The organism is Paenibacillus sp. LT-B23 (genome assembly GCF_059417685.1).
Map to the genome: position 1 here is coordinate 245569 of NZ_JBSQBM010000006.1, position 17040 is coordinate 262608.

The 17040-nt window shown below is 39.1% G+C and carries 15 protein-coding genes and 3 pseudogenes; 6 read left to right on the forward strand and 12 right to left on the reverse strand.

The genetic code is table 11. The features are described 5' to 3' along the window. Nucleotides 1-128: 128 nt before the first annotated feature. From ACWXW9_RS10420 to ACWXW9_RS10445, 6 genes and pseudogenes are all read right to left on the reverse strand, one after another. Complete coding sequence (locus ACWXW9_RS10420) at nucleotides 129-1343, reverse strand: ABC transporter permease (protein WP_494929340.1); 1215 nt, start codon at nucleotides 1341-1343, stop codon at nucleotides 129-131. Continuing rightward, a pseudogene (locus tag ACWXW9_RS10425) lies at nucleotides 1340-2077 on the reverse strand (ABC transporter ATP-binding protein). Before ACWXW9_RS10425 ends, ACWXW9_RS10420 begins: the two are co-directional and overlap by 4 nt. Continuing rightward, on the reverse strand, nucleotides 2074-3528 hold the full coding sequence (locus ACWXW9_RS10430; RefSeq protein WP_494929341.1) for an efflux RND transporter periplasmic adaptor subunit: 1455 nt from the start codon (nucleotides 3526-3528) through the stop codon (nucleotides 2074-2076). The pseudogene ACWXW9_RS10425 and the gene ACWXW9_RS10430 overlap by 4 nt, the downstream one beginning before the upstream one ends. A gap of 121 nt (nucleotides 3529-3649) precedes the next feature. Beyond that, entirely contained in the window at nucleotides 3650-4507 is an 858-nt protein-coding gene (locus tag ACWXW9_RS10435) for a TolC family protein (RefSeq protein WP_494929342.1), read from the reverse strand. A gap of 7 nt (nucleotides 4508-4514) precedes the next feature. Beyond that, a complete protein-coding gene (locus ACWXW9_RS10440; RefSeq protein ID WP_494929343.1) occupies nucleotides 4515-4667 on the reverse strand; it encodes a hypothetical protein in 153 nt (50 codons plus the stop codon). Nucleotides 4668-4877: 210 nt separating this feature from the next. Next, nucleotides 4878-5552 (reverse strand): phosphatase PAP2 family protein, encoded by a 675-nt coding sequence (locus ACWXW9_RS10445; RefSeq protein WP_494929344.1) that lies wholly within the window; start codon nucleotides 5550-5552, stop codon nucleotides 4878-4880. A gap of 456 nt (nucleotides 5553-6008) precedes the next feature. On the opposite strand from ACWXW9_RS10445, the gene ACWXW9_RS10450 reads away from it, so the two are divergent. The 3 genes from ACWXW9_RS10450 (at nucleotide 6009) to ACWXW9_RS10460 (ending at nucleotide 8509) form a co-directional block, all read left to right on the forward strand. Next, complete coding sequence (locus tag ACWXW9_RS10450; protein ID WP_494929345.1) at nucleotides 6009-6599, forward strand: class I SAM-dependent methyltransferase; 591 nt, start codon at nucleotides 6009-6011, stop codon at nucleotides 6597-6599. A gap of 88 nt (nucleotides 6600-6687) precedes the next feature. Beyond that, nucleotides 6688-7368, forward strand: coding sequence for a winged helix-turn-helix domain-containing protein (locus ACWXW9_RS10455; RefSeq protein ID WP_494929346.1), 681 nt, complete (start codon nucleotides 6688-6690; stop codon nucleotides 7366-7368). Beyond that, entirely contained in the window at nucleotides 7361-8509 is a 1149-nt protein-coding gene (locus ACWXW9_RS10460) for a sensor histidine kinase (RefSeq protein WP_494929347.1), read from the forward strand. The genes ACWXW9_RS10455 and ACWXW9_RS10460 overlap by 8 nt, the downstream gene beginning before the upstream one ends. Before the next feature lie 192 nt (nucleotides 8510-8701). Here ACWXW9_RS10460 and ACWXW9_RS10465 read toward each other — a convergent pair whose 3' ends face one another. From ACWXW9_RS10465 to ACWXW9_RS10490, 6 genes and pseudogenes are all read right to left on the reverse strand, one after another. After that, nucleotides 8702-9400 (reverse strand): polysaccharide deacetylase family protein, encoded by a 699-nt coding sequence (locus tag ACWXW9_RS10465; RefSeq protein WP_494929348.1) that lies wholly within the window; start codon nucleotides 9398-9400, stop codon nucleotides 8702-8704. Between the two features lie 46 nt (nucleotides 9401-9446). After that, entirely contained in the window at nucleotides 9447-10616 is a 1170-nt protein-coding gene (locus tag ACWXW9_RS10470; protein WP_494929349.1) for an MGDG synthase family glycosyltransferase, read from the reverse strand. A 549-nt stretch (nucleotides 10617-11165) separates the two neighbouring features. Next, nucleotides 11166-11291, reverse strand: a pseudogene (locus tag ACWXW9_RS10475) (winged helix-turn-helix domain-containing protein); the annotation flags it as partial. Nucleotide 11292: 1 nt separating this feature from the next. Then, the gene (locus tag ACWXW9_RS10480) at nucleotides 11293-11889 is read right to left on the reverse strand and encodes a DedA family protein (RefSeq protein WP_494929350.1); all 597 of its coding nucleotides are present in this window, start codon (nucleotides 11887-11889) and stop codon (nucleotides 11293-11295) included. Next, nucleotides 11890-12456: pseudogene (locus ACWXW9_RS10485) on the reverse strand (class I SAM-dependent methyltransferase). Nucleotides 12457-12500: 44 nt separating this feature from the next. Continuing rightward, the gene (locus ACWXW9_RS10490) at nucleotides 12501-13091 is read right to left on the reverse strand and encodes a DedA family protein (protein WP_494929351.1); all 591 of its coding nucleotides are present in this window, start codon (nucleotides 13089-13091) and stop codon (nucleotides 12501-12503) included. 941 nt (nucleotides 13092-14032) lie between these two features. Here ACWXW9_RS10490 and ACWXW9_RS10495 point away from each other — a divergent pair. The 3 genes from ACWXW9_RS10495 to ACWXW9_RS10505 all read left to right on the forward strand — a co-directional run bounded on the left by ACWXW9_RS10495 (nucleotide 14033) and on the right by ACWXW9_RS10505 (nucleotide 16540). After that, nucleotides 14033-14599: a class I SAM-dependent methyltransferase gene (locus ACWXW9_RS10495; RefSeq protein WP_494929352.1), complete on the forward strand. Its 567-nt coding sequence runs from the start codon at nucleotides 14033-14035 to the stop codon at nucleotides 14597-14599. A gap of 164 nt (nucleotides 14600-14763) precedes the next feature. Continuing rightward, entirely contained in the window at nucleotides 14764-15444 is a 681-nt protein-coding gene (locus ACWXW9_RS10500) for a response regulator (protein ID WP_023990458.1), read from the forward strand. Continuing rightward, nucleotides 15437-16540: a sensor histidine kinase gene (locus ACWXW9_RS10505; protein WP_494929353.1), complete on the forward strand. Its 1104-nt coding sequence runs from the start codon at nucleotides 15437-15439 to the stop codon at nucleotides 16538-16540. The genes ACWXW9_RS10500 and ACWXW9_RS10505 overlap by 8 nt, the downstream gene beginning before the upstream one ends. Nucleotides 16541-17040: the final 500 nt, after the last annotated feature.

Consider the following 17040-nt stretch of genomic DNA (forward strand, 5'->3'; position numbering starts at 1 on the left):
TTCGTTTTCTTAATACATCTATAGCAAGATTTTTGGCATTACTTTTCCTTCCTGTTTCGATTGCTTTTCAACAAATACTGAACTCTCATCACTACCTATTTACGTTTCATGAACACTTTTCAATAAAATTATTCGTATCTAAATGCATCTATCGGCTTCAATCTCGCTGCTTTATAAGCTGGGTATACCCCAAACAAGATACCTATACCTGCAGAGCTGAGAAACGAATATATGATCGGCGAGACCGTGAATTCAATGGTCATACGAGTTGTTGCTTCAATTATTTTAGACGCTCCTATGCCAGCAGCAACCCCAAGTATACCTCCCATTAGTCCGAAAATGACTGCTTCGAACAGGAATTGAATCATAATATCTCTAGGCTTGGCGCCAATCGCTTTGCGAATACCGATTTCTCTTGTACGCTCTATAACGGAGACCATCATAATATTCATAATTCCGATTCCCCCTACCACGAGCGATATTGCGGCTACACCTCCCAGCAATTTGCTCATGATATTATCTACACCCAAAGCTGCACCTGCTGCTTCGGACAGACTCATAGTTTGAAATTGATCCGGTTCTGAGGGTTTTAGCTGATGCGTCACACGCAAGCTCCCCAATATATCTGAACGAGCTTGATCCATCATAGCTGGTGACTTGGCGGAGACATCCAGGCTGGTGATATTTCTCTCACCCAGACGGTTCATCATGGTTGTAGCAGGGATGTAAATTTGATCATTCGTACTGCGGCTTAAATTCGTAACAGGCTGGGAATTCAATACTCCGATCACTTTGAAGGGGATCTGTTTAATTTGAAACGTTCGTCCCACCACGTTTTTGGTATCCCCACCAAAAAGACGTACAACCGCTTGGCTTTCCAGAATAGCAACATTCATACGTTTATCCAACTCATCGTTGGTAAATGTCCTGCCTTCAGCAAAGGAAAACTTTTTAACTTTATAAAATGAAGCGGATGTTCCTATAATAGTTGCATTATAGTTATATCGACCCCATACAACTTTTGAATTGCTCGAAATACTGGGCATTAATGCCGCAATCGAACTCTTTTGTTCCATTGCCTTGATATCAACCCACGTAAAGGAGGGCAAGTTGTCCCCATTGACTTCTTTCTCGGTCATTGGCATGGCTGGAGCAACCATAATCACGTTATTCCCTAGACTATTTATTTCCTCCTTAATACTGGCTTTAGAACCGTTTCCGATTGCCATAATGGCAATAACCGCTGCCACCCCAATAATAATACCGAGTATCGTTAAAAATGAACGCATCTTGTTGGTGGTTAAGCTATTCATGGATACACGGATCGTTTCCATCACATTCATAGGCTTACCGTCCTTGATGAAATTCGTCTATTCGTAATTTGCTCATCCCGCTCAATATTGCCATCCCGAAAACTAATCAATCGTTTGGCATATTCAGCTATTTCCAGCTCATGAGTAACCAGAACTATAGTTTTTCCCAGCTCATTCAACCCTTGAAACAGTTCCATAATCTCAATACTCGTTTTCGTATCCAGTGCGCCCGTAGGTTCATCTGCCAGCAGAATAACAGGATTATTTACCAATGCACGTGCAATGGAGACACGCTGCTGCTGACCACCAGAAAGCTCGTTAGGCTTGTTATACATCCGTTCGGCAAGGCCAACGCTTCGTAGCGCCTCCACGGCTCGTTCCCGGCGTTCCTTGGCAGGTATACCTGCATACATCATAGGTAGCTCTACATTGGCTAATGCTGTAGTTCGGGGAAGTAAATAAAATTTTTGAAACACAAAACCTAGTTTCTGATTTCTAATCTCCGAAAGTTCGTTCTCACGAGCATCCAATATGGAATACCCATCCAGGTAGTATTTTCCGGTATCCGGATGATCCAGTCAACCAATGACATTCATCATGGTAGACTTGCCCGAACCAGAGGGTCCCATGATAGCAACAAACTCACCTTCGCTAATGGATAAATTCACGCTGCGCAGAGCCTGAATCTCCTGACCGCCTACTTCATACATTTTTTTCAGTTCTTTAATTTCGATCACCGTTTTATTGGATTGAGTTTCGCTCATTGTGCCTGCCCCCCTCCACTGCCATTCGGATCAGCACTGCTGTTCTGAGGAGGAATAACAATAGTTTCGCCTTCCTTGACACCAGACTTGATTTCGGCCTGATCCGCTGTATAGACGCCTAGTTTCACCGGTCTAAATCCATAATCAGCAGGATTTGCCGCGTTCTTCGCCACATATACTCCATCTACACCACCTTCAGATCTCAATGCAAACAATGGCACAGACAGCGCGTCTTTGTGTTCAGCTAACAGAAGGGATACATCCATGTTCATCCCCGGTTGCAGCCTTATTTTTTGGCTATCCAAAGACAATTCAACTTTGTATGTAGTCACATTGGATTCCACAACTGGCTCTGGAGAAACAAAAAGAACTTCTCCTTTGAATTGCTTGTCCGGAAATGAATTGGTATGCATTGTAGCCTGAAGTCCAGTCTTCAATTTGGCGATATCACTTTCGTTAACCTTGGCACTAACCTTCATGACCCCTGTGTTGGAGTTATTCATTATGATAAAAGGTGCAGTAGGACTGGTGCCCACATCGCCGTTGACCTTCAAAACAATCCCATCCCACGGCGCCGTAACCTGTAATTTATTCAGAACACTTTTCTTTTGCTCCAATTCTGTTTCGGCCTGCTGTAAAGAAGCCTGTGCAGATTGAATGTTGGAAGCTTCAGGCGGGGACTGTGCTGCCTTTAATTGAATTAAAGCGGTTTTATAACCCATTTCAGCATCTTCAATAGCCTGGTTTTGTCTGATCTGTGCCTTCTTGTATTGAAGCTCGGCATTACTCATATCCAATTTTGCCTTATCCAAGCTTTGCTTAGCCGTCGCCAGGTCACTTTCTGCGGCCGCATCATTCTGAACTAGATAAGTCTGGTCATCATAATCCTTCTGGGCTTTATCCAAGGTCACCTTGGCAACCTCTTTTTGTGCAGCGGCTTCCTCTAACTCCGTCCCGTCCTTGGCTGTTTTAATCGCCATCTGTGTCTTTAGGACATTTGCCTTCTGGAGCTCAATATCACTTTGCTTTGGTCCACGCTTGGCTTCCTCTAGCTTGGCTCGGGCAATCGCAACATTGGACTGGGCATCTTTAATTTGTAATTTGGCATCTGAATCATCTAAACGAGCTAAAACCTGGCCCGCCTTAACACTATCTCCTGCTTTGACATTGACCGCAATGAGCTTGGCACCCTCGACATTTGTAAAATTAATATTCACTTCCTTGGAAGCCTGAACGGTCCCAGTCACGGCAAGCGATTCGGTTATATTGGTTTTTTTCACCTGAACAATCTGATTCGCAGGACCCTCCACGGGCTTTTCCTGCCCCCTATTCATATAAACAGTACCACCGATTCCCACTATAATGATCAAGGCCAGAATACCTATGATCACTTTTAATCTTCTTTTTTTTCTTAATATTTGCAATGCATCTTTTTTTACTGTTTCCGGCAATGTCATATCCCCTTAAATATATTTTTTTAAATCCTATACACTCCACGGTTTGTTTAAAGCATGTTGTAACTGTGTCATTTGAACAATCAATTCATCCATATTCCGTTCTATTGCTTCACTTTTAACTGATTAGTAGCGACCTCCGTACCTGTGGCAAATCCCCGTTCCTTTTTTTACGAGAAATGTTTAATACTTTATTAGCGTTCTGCAGATTACTTTGCAGTTGTTCGTATTGCTCATCATTTTGCTGTAAATTAAAGTACATACTCTTCAATGTTTCTGCCAATTGGTCTTTGGTATTTTCCAGTCCACCTTGTGCTGAATCTACATCAATCTGTTTAATTTCATAATCATCATTCCCTGAGTTCCACGTGTAATATTTAACTTCCATCTTTGCCAGCTTGACAGCCTCCTCCTGTCTCCATACCGAAGGACTCGCCGAAATGGCACGTGTCACAAGCGTATCCAAATTCGTGCTATCCATTTTTCGGTAAACAGGTCGATCCACCAGTTCATAGACCGTACCTTGCGGTTGCCCCATTTGGGTATTTAGTGAATCCATCGCTTTTTGCAACGCAGCTTTTGCAATCTCTATATTTTTTTGTGCTTCTATACGAGTCTGAATAATGGTGCTTTGATCACTTGGAGAAATTTTCCCACGGTTGGCTTTTGCCTCAGCAGCTTTTTCCTCCAATAATGCAAGCGAAAGTGCATCCTCACTGCTCTTCACCTTGTTATCAGCCAGAAGTACCTCATAATAGTTCTTCATTGTAGTGTAGTCTGTCTGATCTTGGGCAAGCTCGATTTGCTTCTTGGATTCCAGATAAGAAACCGTCGATGAGGCATACCCCTTCCATGCTGAACTACTGGCCGCATCCTCTTCTCCATTACCTGTACCTGCGGGAATGAAGTCCAGATTCTTACCTGCATTTTTCAAGTTAATCCGATTGCGATCTATCGTTTGCTGGGCCTCCTTCAAGCTAAAGCTATTGGATCGCGCCCATTGCTGGGGCTTGACTCAATGTTAGTTTCACACTTGCATTGGAAGCCAATTGCTGCCCCTCTGCTTGAACAAAGGACCCTGAAAAAGAACTGGTTGATAAGGCCAACAGCAATAAAATGAACATACGTTTTTTCATAGAACCCCCTCTTTCTATTTTTAAATAATTGTACAAACACATTCTTATATGAATTATCTATTGTTCTCTTTTGAGCAACTACAAATGAATCATAGACACGTGCAGATTGCCTTCTGCTTTGGCTAAAAGTATTTCGGGATGAAACGATCTAGCAATGTAATCATATGTCAGGGTTTTCTCATAAAATGAGATATGAATGAGCGTCTCTCTTTACTCAGCAGAAACATGACGCTCGCCTCCTTTCAGAGTCAGGCGATTTCTATGTCCCCGTAGGTATGATAAGGCTATGCCCGCAGATCGGTACAACAGCTCTCCGGCTAGAATACCGCCAACGACATCCGCTAGTACATGCTGCTTGACCAGCAAAGTGGACGCTATAATGACAATAGACATCGCGGTGACTGCCCAGCGAATCGTTCTTCCGAATACCCTTGCTCCACGAAGCATCAGGTAGCTGGTTAGCACATGAATGCTCGGGAAACAGTTAAACGGCTGGTCATGGCTGTACACCAACCAGACCAAACGGTTGATGACGCCTGTCTGGGCTAGATTGTCTGGACGGTGAACAGCCGTTTGGAAAAGGGCATAGACGATATAAGAAAGGATCAGCCCTCCACAGAGCGAAAGTAGCGTCCGGTAATAAGCTGTTCTGTCCTTGAACGCAAGTCCGATCAGTACGGCTGCAATGAACGGGTACCAAAGAACATAAGGAATAATAAAGGACGGAACGAATGGCGTTAGGCGATCTAGATCCGTTACGAGGCTATAGACGTGTTCGGTAGGATGGTTAAGTATACCGTAGAAAATATACAATAACGGAACCACTGTAAGCCATAGAAGAGACAGCCAAGTTGAAAGGACGGATTGTTTTGTAGGGTGAGTCACGTTATCATCTCCTGATTAGGTTTATCTATAGCAATGAACCCATCATAATGATAAACTCTGAAGAACTTTAGAGGATTTTTCTAAAGAATTTCTTAACATTAGTTGGTAAGGGTTATTCCCTTTCGTATCTTATTTATAGGGAAACTTATCAACGATTTACGTAATAAAAAGCCTTGCCAACTTATTTTTGTTGGCAAGGCTTTTTGGGTTCTTCAATCAGATCAGCTTTCTGATTTTCATGCACTTCTTGCAGACTTCGAGTCTGAATAGTGTACATATCTTCAGATTTTCTTTAGATATATCCTCGTAAAATCCTTAGATTTTTTCGTTACTATTTTTATATTGATATAAATAACAAAACGAGGAGATATGGCAATATGTTTTGGATTATTCCTTCCAGTTGTTCGGTATATCATCCCTTTATTTGTTGGGTACCCAAAAGGGAGAAATTAAATAATGGGGGAAAAACAGTTGAATATCAGTGAATGTCTACTTTTTTTGCAAGGATTTCTCACAAATCCACAACGAGTAGGAAGTGTTATACCTAGCTCCCGATTTCTAGCAGCTAAAATCGTTGAGTCTATACCATGGAATGAGGTAAAGGCAGTCGCAGAACTCGGGTCAGGTACAGGTGCTATTACACGTTTCATGAAGCCACATTTAACCGGATCAACAAAAGTGCTATTGTTCGAAAGGGATAAGAAAATGAGAGCTACTTTGAAGACAAAATACCCGAATTTCGCGTGTCATTCAAACGCTTGCCAATTAATCAAAAAATTGAATCAAGATGACATCGGCCAGCTTGATTGTATTATTAGCGGATTGCCATTTTTTAATTTTACGAGTGAAATGCGAGAAACCTTACTTAATCAGATTATTAAGGCACTAAAACCAGAAGGAATTTTTGTCGCTTATCAGTACTCACTTCAAATGAAAAAAAAATTTGCCGAAGATTTAATCATCGAAAAAATCGAGTTCGTGCCCTTCAATTTCCCTCCAGCTTTTGTATATACCTGTCGCAAAAGGGGACGCAATAATCGGTATTAATAAACTTTTCATAGCAATCATTGGATTTGTCTTAATTATAGAATTTTAGTAGCCGTAATCATAAAAAGTAGGAAAGGGGCATCATGTAATGGATACAATACTTGTTGTAGGTGACGATACAGAGATTCGAGATGTCATTCACGTTTATTTGCGCAATGAAGGATACTTTGTCATAGAAGCTGCAAATGGTCTGGAAGCGTTAGATTTAATAAGATCAATCTCTTTCGAACTTGTCATCTTAGATATTAAGATGCCACAAATGGATGGCATTAATGCTTGCATTAAAATAAGGGAAATATCGAGCACCCCCATTATCATGCTATCGGGGGAGGAAGAAGATATTGGTAAAATTTCGGGTCTTACTCCCGGTGCGGACGATTACATGATAAAACCCTTTAATCCGTTAGAATTACTCGCTCGAGTAAAAGCTCATTTGCAGCGACAATCATTAATAGGAAAAGAAGAATTTAATTCTGTTATATTCATCAAAGATCTTGTGATCGATAAAACTAAATATTCCGTTACATTGAAAGAAAATAACATTTCACTGACCCCTCTTGAGTTTTCAATTCTAGAGTTGCTTGCAAGCCACCCTGGGCAGGTATTTAGCTTTGATAAGATTTACGAAAGTGTGTGGAAAGATCCTATTGGGTATTCCGATAATACCGTGATGGTCCATATTCGTAATTTACGAGAGAAATTAGAGAAATCCCCCAGAGATCCTCAGTATATTAAAACGGTTTGGGGAGTTGGTTATAAAATTGACTGAACATGTGCAAAAACCAAAACGAAAAAAAAGGATGATTCAGGTCAATATTTTAATCAGAATGATGCTAAGTCTTATTATCGCCACAACCATAAATAACATGTTCATTTTACTTTTACTGGAGATTGGCTATGGCATGAAATCCGAGTGGCTCCTCAATTTCATTCCGTATATTTTCCCCCCCTTGTTTATGGTTTTCTTTATTATTACTTTCCTCGCTTTGACTCGAAGAATCGTAAGAGACTTAATTTCGTTGGAGCAGGGGCTTCAAATTATATCCGAGGGTAATTTAAACTATCGAGTACCTGTCATGCGAAAAGATGAACTCGGGAGGGTTGCGTTTAATATCAACTTGATGGCGGAACGTCTACAACAGCAGATCGAAAAGGAACGTGAACTAGAAATCTCCAAGTTGGAAATGATAACAGGCATATCACACGACTTGCGTACGCCACTTACAAGCATTATTGGCTATATAGAACTCTTAAGAACAAATTCATTTCAAAATAAAGATGAATATACGCGATTTGTTCAAAACACTTATAACAAAGCTATTCATTTAAAAAAATTGCTCGATGATTTGTTTGAATATACCCGACTTACTTCGGTCGGTACCCGCCTGGACCTAAATAAGATCGATGTATTCCAGCTTCTAGATCAATTAATTTTTGAATTTGAACCGATCGCTCAAGAGAACGGTATCCATATTATTAAAGACTTAGGTAACTCTCCTATTATAACCGTTATTGACAGTAAAAAAATTGCCAGAGCAATCGATAATCTACTCATGAATGCCCTTAAGTACTCTGTAAAGCCAGGAACCGTTCGTATTTTAATGAAGTTGGATAATAAGCAAATTAGTATTGAGATCGAAAATAAAGGGAATCCCCTCACACAAGAGCAAGAAAATAAACTCTTCAATCGTTTTTATAAAGTAGACCATTCAAGAAGTAGTGAAGGCATTCAAACGGGAGCAGGTCTGGGCCTTTCTATTGCTAGAAACATTATTGAGTTGCATGGAGGAACCTTAACGCTCATTCATATAAATAACATATTTAAATTTACTCTTACTTTGCCTTTCGAAGGAGTTCTGACCAGTTCCATTGGATCAGAAGAAGGCCACTCCGGCAACCTTGATGTATAAGTTAAAAAACTTAAGCCCCGAACAATACTTTGTCCCGGGCTAAGTTTTGATTTTTAGTATCCAAATTAAACTTACTCTGTTTTTTAAGTATAATCTTCGAGAGTGCTGACAGATAATGTGTTTATGTAAAACAAAAAAGCCGCGCTTATCACGGCCGTACCATAATTAATGCTCATATATTTAGCCTGTTCATTATGCAGCTCTTTTCTCATCTACTCTCTGAAAACAATATCCCGTATATAATGCTTCAATGATAAATTCATTTAATGCCTCCAACATGTATGCAGGTGCATCCCTGTCTGCTCCAAACGTTTGCCCGCTATCATGAAGAACGATAACAGCTCCACCCCTTAGCTTGGACAGCAGCCTTTGCTTAATTTTTTGCTTGCCGCCAGAGCTCTTCCAGTCACCTACAATAACAGACCAAAGAATCATGCGAAATTGCTTCATCAGAAAAAAATCAAATAGGTTAATGACTCCCCACGGGGGCCGATAATAGAAGGCTTTCTCTCCAAGAATACGATTAATGACATTGGCCGTTTTGTTTACCTGCTCGCGAACCCTCTTAGGACTCATTAAAGCATTTGACCAATGTACATAATTGTGGATTCCGACAAGATGTCCTTCATTGTGCATCCGTTGGATTAAATCGGGATATTTCTCTGCTTTGCGACCAAGGACAAAAAAGGTACCCTTTATATTATATTTCTTTAATAAATCAAGCAAAAGAGGCGTAAATTCTGGGTCCGGACCGTCATCAAAAGTTAAGGCAATGGGCTGCTCGCCCGTTCCCCTTTTATAAACTCCGATTCCAAATAGTCGGATTATAAGGGTCGGGATAATCGTGTAGACGAGTAATGCACTAATGAGAATTATCAATGTCTGCTTCATGATCCTGCTCCTTTTTAACAGTAATAAATCCATGCCTGCCTTTTTTCTAGGAGCATATCTTTATTTCACTGGATCTATTATTCATTGCAATAGTTCCAAAAATAACTTCTAATGAAGCAAACGCGGACTCTTTAGGATGGAACTGTTTAGTATTTTCTATCATATGTTGAAGAAGTTTTGCATCATCTAGTAATTCCGATAGGCGCTCGATTAGATCCCCAGATGTCTCTGCATGAATGGCTACCCCAGAACGAACTAAAAATTTGGCATTATCCTGTTCTTGACCAGGAATTGGTTTACAAAGTAGCATCGGCAGTTCCATAGCAATCGCCTCAAAAGTCGTGACTCCTCCTGGTTTGGTAATCATAATATCAGATATAGCCATTAACTCATGAACATAGTTAATATAACCTGTTAAATAGATGCGATGTTTGGAAATTTTCAGACTCTCATTCAATTTCATTCGAAGTATTTCATTATGCCCACAAACAATGATGAATTGTACAGGCTGTGACAATAGATCAAATTTCTGAATAGTAGAGCTTCCATCGCCAATCATGCCGCAACCTCCTCCCATCACAAGCACAGTAGGCATATGAGGATCTAAACCATACTTCTTAGCTGTTTTCTCTCTTTCTATGGACTGAGAAAATTGCGGGCGAATGGGAATTCCCGTATCTGCAATCCGAGTCTCTTCAACACCAAATTGAATTAAAGAATCACGTACACTTCTGGAACCCACAATATATTGATCTGTATATGGATAAATCCATGAACTATGATCCGTGTGATCGGTAATGATAGTAACAGTATGAATATCGATTGAACCATATGATTTCAACTTCGACATCACGCCTGCCGCCAAAGGGAAGGTGCATACTACAATAGCAGGCTGTATTTCATTAATCAATTTCATCATTCGTCCGATTCCTGTAGAAAAAACGGTCTTTATAATATAGGATAGGGTGTTTTGTCTCCGCGTTTTCTGATATAGATATCCATAAACTTGAGGAAATGTTTTTACGGCTTGGAGATAAACATTTCGACTCAAATGATTCATATAAGGATGGACCCATTCCATAAAATCAATAATGACAGGTTCCATATGAGGAAATCGAATTTGCATCGCATCTTGTATCGCTTGGGCTACTTGAATATGACCATCTCCATAATTTCCGGTAAGAATCAACATTTTTTCTTTCGTTCCTTTTTTCATGGAACACAGCTCTCCTTTTCAAAAAATCAAATCTCAGAAACGGTTAAGAACTTACTTTCCTTTTATGTTAAGAGAAATCGGCATAAACTGAAGGCACAGAAAGGATGCTTTCATATGCCAAAGAAACGATTCTTATTATTGATGATGAAATGAAATTCGGGAGTTGGTGGGGGTATATCTAACTACGACGATTAATATTTTTAAATCAGCATTTCGCCTTATGTGAAAATCGTTTGAGCTGCTAGAATATATAGCAACAGTGAAATCATAACTTTGTTGTATTTCCTTTAAATCTATCAAAAGTGAACTTGCGAACCTTCGGGCAAATCAAAAATGTATTTAAACATGTTTCGGGTCAGTTTAAAAAAAGGGGGAAATAAAGGCTGGTCTAGCTTTAGAAAAAAATATCCCGCTTGTAATCGATTTACAAACAAATTGATACAAGTTATTACAATGGCGAAACTGAGATATGCAATGACGAGACTGAAAACTAACGCCAAAAAAATCTCAAAGCAAACATTTCTTTTGCCGTTTATCAGTTTCAATTTTCTACCCAACTCCCCAAACGGTTTTTATATATCGCGGCTCTCTTGGGAGATCATCTATTTTCTCGTGTAAATTCAGAATTTGAACTACTACCGTATTATCTAAATCTCCTAAAGGTTGATTCCACACATCACGCTTTGCTCCTTTTCCGACTTTTAAGAATCATGAATATGACAATTCCTATGATTAAGGCAAGTCCCACATATATACCGTAGTGATAAATCATTGTCCCGATTGTTTCCACATGACCACCTGCAAATTGGCCAACTACAAAAAAGACAGACGTCCAAACAAGACCGGCTGTATAGGAATAAAGAATATAACGGCGAAATGACATTTTATTAATTCCGACTAAATAGGGAACAATATGCCTTACCACCGGAAAAAAGTAGCTAAAACTCAATGCAATATTTCCATATTTATTTAGAAGGTGTTCTGATGTTTGTATATGCTTCCCCAAATTTTTTTTATGGCGAAGTTTATCCAGCACCGGCGAACCGAAAAACCTGCCTAGAATATAACCAAGAGATAGCCCGGAGATAACTCCTAAATAAGTGATAATAAATGCTGGGAAATATTGGAGTAATCCTACTTTGCTAACGGCTCCGCCGGTCATAACGACAACCTCGTCCGGTATTGGCATTCCAACAATTCGGAGCCATAATGCAAAGAATAAAGCAGCATAACCAAACTGCGCAATCCAATGAATTAGTGTGTCATAACTCACTTAAATCCCCTCCTTCTTACGGCATGTATAAACAAAAGCAGAAGGAAAATTGAGGGGCACAAAATCGATTTTATCAATAATGAATTTCTCAGATAAATGTTTCTTCATCTGAAGGGAGTATTGAAAAGCGATAAATTTGCCCTCTGGTTTAAGGATTCGGTAATTTGATGGAGTAAAGTTTCTCTTAATTCGCTCTTAAAATTAAAAAAGGGTAATCCGCTAATAATACAGTCCAACGAATCAATACCTTTTTGATTCATTATTTTTTGTTAAATGACAAGCGTTTGAATGACATGAGAAGTTTGGGTAGGTTGTTTGCAAAACCCTCCTCATCTTATCGTCCATTTCAAACAATAACACCTTAGCAGATCGATTTACTCGCAGTTCGATAAAGCGTGTGATAGCTCCTGTCCCAGAACCGAATTCTGCAATTGTGCTCACATCATCCCATGACACAGATTGAACCATTTTACTCGCCAGAAACCGTGAACTGGGCAAAACACTTCCAACTCGCTTTGGATTTTTAATAAATCGTTGCAAGAACATTGCATACTGATTTGAAGTCAAATGACTCTCCCCCTTTCTTCTATTTTTTTCATTTGTTCACCAGCTTATGCAGTAAAGTTGGATAATTTCGACTTGAACCACTTGGTTGTGATAAAGGTGCCAACGGCTATCATTAGAGCAACCACGGCCAATTTAGGATCGATCAAATCTAGCAAATTCAATATATAATGTCCAAGGAACTTGCCAAAGGTAAAGAACGTAGCGGTCCAAACAAACGCGCTGGAATACGAAATCAAAGCAAACTTCTTGTATGAGGTACCGTTTAGACCAACGAATACAGGCAAAATATACCGAATGACTGGTATGAAATGTCCAAGACACATTGCGATATCTCCGTGTTGTTCAAAAAATTTCTCTGCTTTCTGAAAGTGACGGTTGTTTTGAAACTTTAGTTTAAATTTTTCTCCAAAGATTCTGCCCGCAAAATAAGCAATTGTAATTGCTGTAAATAAGCCAGCGAGAATAACAATATATACAATCCACGGGTTTAAAGCTCCGTTGTTACTCAAAATTCCACCTGTTAGTATGGTTATTTCATTTGGAACCGGGACGCCGAATGGGCCTAGACAGAAGGCTAAGAAAAAAAAGAGATATCCATAATGATCGACTAGCTGTAAGACGATATCGCTAATCATGTTCTAACCTCCTCGTTAATGTCGATGAAAGTATATTATTATAAAAATCTTAGGAGCTTATAGGGATATTTCTAAAGAAATTCTGAAGTAATGCAAAAACGCCTTTAATTCTCCCCTCCAAGCCATGGCTTGACATCTTAAACTGTTTTACGTCCAATGTAGGAAAGGTCTGATCAGCTTTTAACCAAGCTAATCAGACCTCAACTTTATCCTAACACTTTGGTAATTCTACTTCTTTAGCACTAATGGAAATTGAAAAAGAGAGAATTCTCTCTCCTATTCCCGCTCGTACTGACATTGAAAGAATGACAATAGCAATTAGTTATCTTCTGATCAAAGTTATTAAGTACTCCACTGAGCCCGGGATCATCACCTTGTAATGAAGTGTAACAAAGGTATCCCATTTTGAGAGCGAAAGCAAAGCTTCACTCTACATATAAGTAGAAGAAAATACACGATCATAAACGATCACAAACATCCTCCTCCCCAACATTATGAAGGGATACAAATTAGAGTAGCGCTTGGCCTTTCTATAGCCATAAATATCATTGAATTGCGTGGCGAAACAGTTTGCCCTTATAAAAAAGCCTTACCGACTTGGTCGGTAAGGCTTTTTGGGTTGGATGATATAGATTTTAAACCTTCTATAGATGAATCTTTAGATTTTCTTTAGAAATATACTCATTAATTCCTTAGTTTTTTTCATTATGATTTCTGTATCGAAATAATAAAGAGGTGCAGAAATAGAGGGGATTGGCCCATGTGCATCGGTATGTTCTTCCCAATCGTACGACATTTCCTCCTTATGTCTTTTCTTCAATTTTCTCATTTTTAATCGTTTCGGTATCCATCCGTTTCGATAAAAGAAATAAATTTGTTTAATATTTGTACCTTATTCAGCATTGTTCCTGACAATAAAAACAGTAATGGAGGAAAATCAGTTGAAACTTAATGAATACCTTTTATTTTTGCAAAGCTTTATTCGCAGCCCAAAAAATGTAGGCAGTGTTATACCAAGCTCCCGATTTCTAGCAACCAAAATGGTGAAACAAGCCCCCTGGAACGAGTTTAAGGCAGTCGCAGAACTCGGATCGGGTACAGGTGCTATCACCCGTTTTATCAACGCCCAGGTGAGCGAACCCACGAAAGTATTATTGTTTGAGATGAATGAGACTTTGAGGAATAAATTACAGACAGAATACCCAGACTTCTCCTGTCATCCGAACGCTGCTCAGTTAGTAGAAGCAATGAAGCAAGAGAACATTCATCAGTTAGATTGTATTTTTAGCGGACTACCTTTTTTTAATTTTGATCGTGAATTGAGAGATACCTTGGTTGAACAGATCTATAAAGCACTCAAACCTGGAGGCTTGTTTATCGCCTTTCAATATTCGCTTCAAATGAAAAAGCAGCTTTCCAAAAAATTTATCATTGAAAAAATTGATTTAGTGCCTTTCAATATCCCTCCCGCTTTCGTTTACGTCTGTCGCAAAAAGGAAACAATTTAAATGATGATGACACTTTAATTTACTCAATTAAATGTTTTTCTTATGCATATGTAGAAAAAGTGAAGACTTTACCTTATCATCAAGATATCTATACTAGTTGCAGTAATTTCAGGAACCTTAGATACCCTAATTCTACCAAGTCAAAAAAGAAGGAGCAGTCAGTAATGAATACCATTCTTGTTGTGGATGATGATTCCGAGATTCGGGATGTCATTCATGTATATCTTCGTAATGAAGGATACCATGTAATTGAAGCAGCCGATGGTGAAGAAGCCCTGGATGCCATAAAGACAACACCGATTCAACTGGTTATCCTGGATGTCATGATGCCACGAATGGATGGAATCAGAGCATGCCTTAAAATAAGGGAAATATCGAATACTCCGATTATCATGCTGTCAGCCAAGGAAGAAGATATTGATAAAATTAACGGATTGACCACTGGGGCCGATGACTACATGATTAAACCGTTCAATCCATTAGAATTGCTTGCTCGCGTAAAAGCGCAGCTACGTCGTCAAACATTAATAGGAAAAGAAGAATTTAATTCCCTTATTCTTATTAAAGACCTGATCATCGATAAGAGTAAACATTCCGTGAAGTTAAAGGGCAACGAAATTTCGTTGACTCCTCTTGAGTTTGCTATTCTGGTCTTGCTTGCCAGCCATCCTGGGCAGGTTTTTAGTTCGGAGCACATTTACGAAAATGTGTGGAAGGCGCCATACGGATTTTCTGATAATACCGTAATGGTTCATATTCGTAATTTACGAGAAAAATTAGAGCAGTTCCCAAGAGATCCTCAGTATATTAAAACGGTGTGGGGAGTTGGCTATAAAATTGAATGAACATGTACAAAAGTCAAAACGAAAAAAACGAATTCAAGTCAACATTTTAATCAGAATGGTACTAAGTTTTATTATCGCCATTGCTATAAATGATATTCTCATTTTACTTTTCTTGAAAATTAGCAGTGCTATGGAATGGCATTGGCTTCGCAATTTTTTTCCTTATCTTCTTACCCCCTTGTTTATGGTAACGTTTATTTTTACTTTTTTAGTTTTGACACGGCGAATCGTTAGAGACTTAATTACATTGGAGCAAGGGCTTCAGATTATTTCCGAAGGTAATTTAAAATATCGGGTACCTGTTGTTCGGCAAGATGAACTTGGACGGGTTGCGCTCAACATCAATCGAATGACAGAACGTTTAGAGCAACAGATTGTAAAAGAACGTGAAATAGAGAAATCCAAGATGGAGTTGATCACAGGTATTTCACATGACTTGCGCACGCCTCTGACAAGCATTATCGGCTATATCGAGCTTTTAAGAACAGACTCATATCAGGATAAAGATGAATATACGCGCTTTGTTCAAAACACCTATAACAAAGCAATTCATTTGAAGAAGTTGCTCGATGACTTGTTCGAATATACTCGGCTCGCTTCTGTCGATACCCACTTAAATCTCAGAAGCATCAATTTATTTCAACTATTGGATCAATTGCTATTCGAGTTCGAACCCATTGCTGAAGAAAACGGTGTATATATCGTGAAAGATATCGGTGACTCCCCGATCGTTACCTCCATTGACAGCGATAAAATTGCTAGAGCAATCGATAATCTTCTCATGAACGCCTTAAAGTATTCCTTGAAGCCGGGAAGCATTTGCATTCGACTGAAAACGAGCCCTGAGCAAATTACGATTGAGGTCGAAAATAAAGGAGCTCCTCTCACGCAAGATCAAGAGGAGAAGCTATTTGATCGTTTTTATAAAGTTGACCATTCAAGAAGTAGCGAAGGTATTCAAACAGGAGCAGGACTGGGCCTTTCCATTGCTAGAAATATTGTTGAGTTACATCAAGGTACCTTAACGCTTAATCATAGTAATAACGTATTTACATTCCAATTGAAATTGCCTTTTGAAATTAGCTCAAGTAGCTAACCGTATCAATTAAAGTTTTTTCTAAAGACTTCTATGGAATGCGGAGAAGCTCCGCTTCCTAAACCTCTTATTTCAATCCCCCATTTCTTACACAATTACTCATAAGTTTTCGTTAAGTTTCTAAGGTACGCCGAGTACATTGCGTTCTCCGTTCCAGTTGTCTGGTATACTGTGCTTTCACTTGTTGAAATACCAATACAGTCCTTAAAGAATAATTATACAGTGGCGGATTATTTTGATTTTACATCTTCATTTTCATAGTCTACAATTTTATTTTCCATATTCCCCTGGTTAATAATATGATATTTCTATAAATTGATTACAAACAAGACCCTCTAAGATTTTAAGTCCATACGACTGATGATCGATAATCATCATCTGCTTCGCCTGTATGATTGTCAACTCGTAATTCAGTTACACCTCAAAGATACTCCCCCGTTATAATCAAATAAATCCATTTGCAGCGACTAAGTATATTCCTAATTTATATTTATTTATAT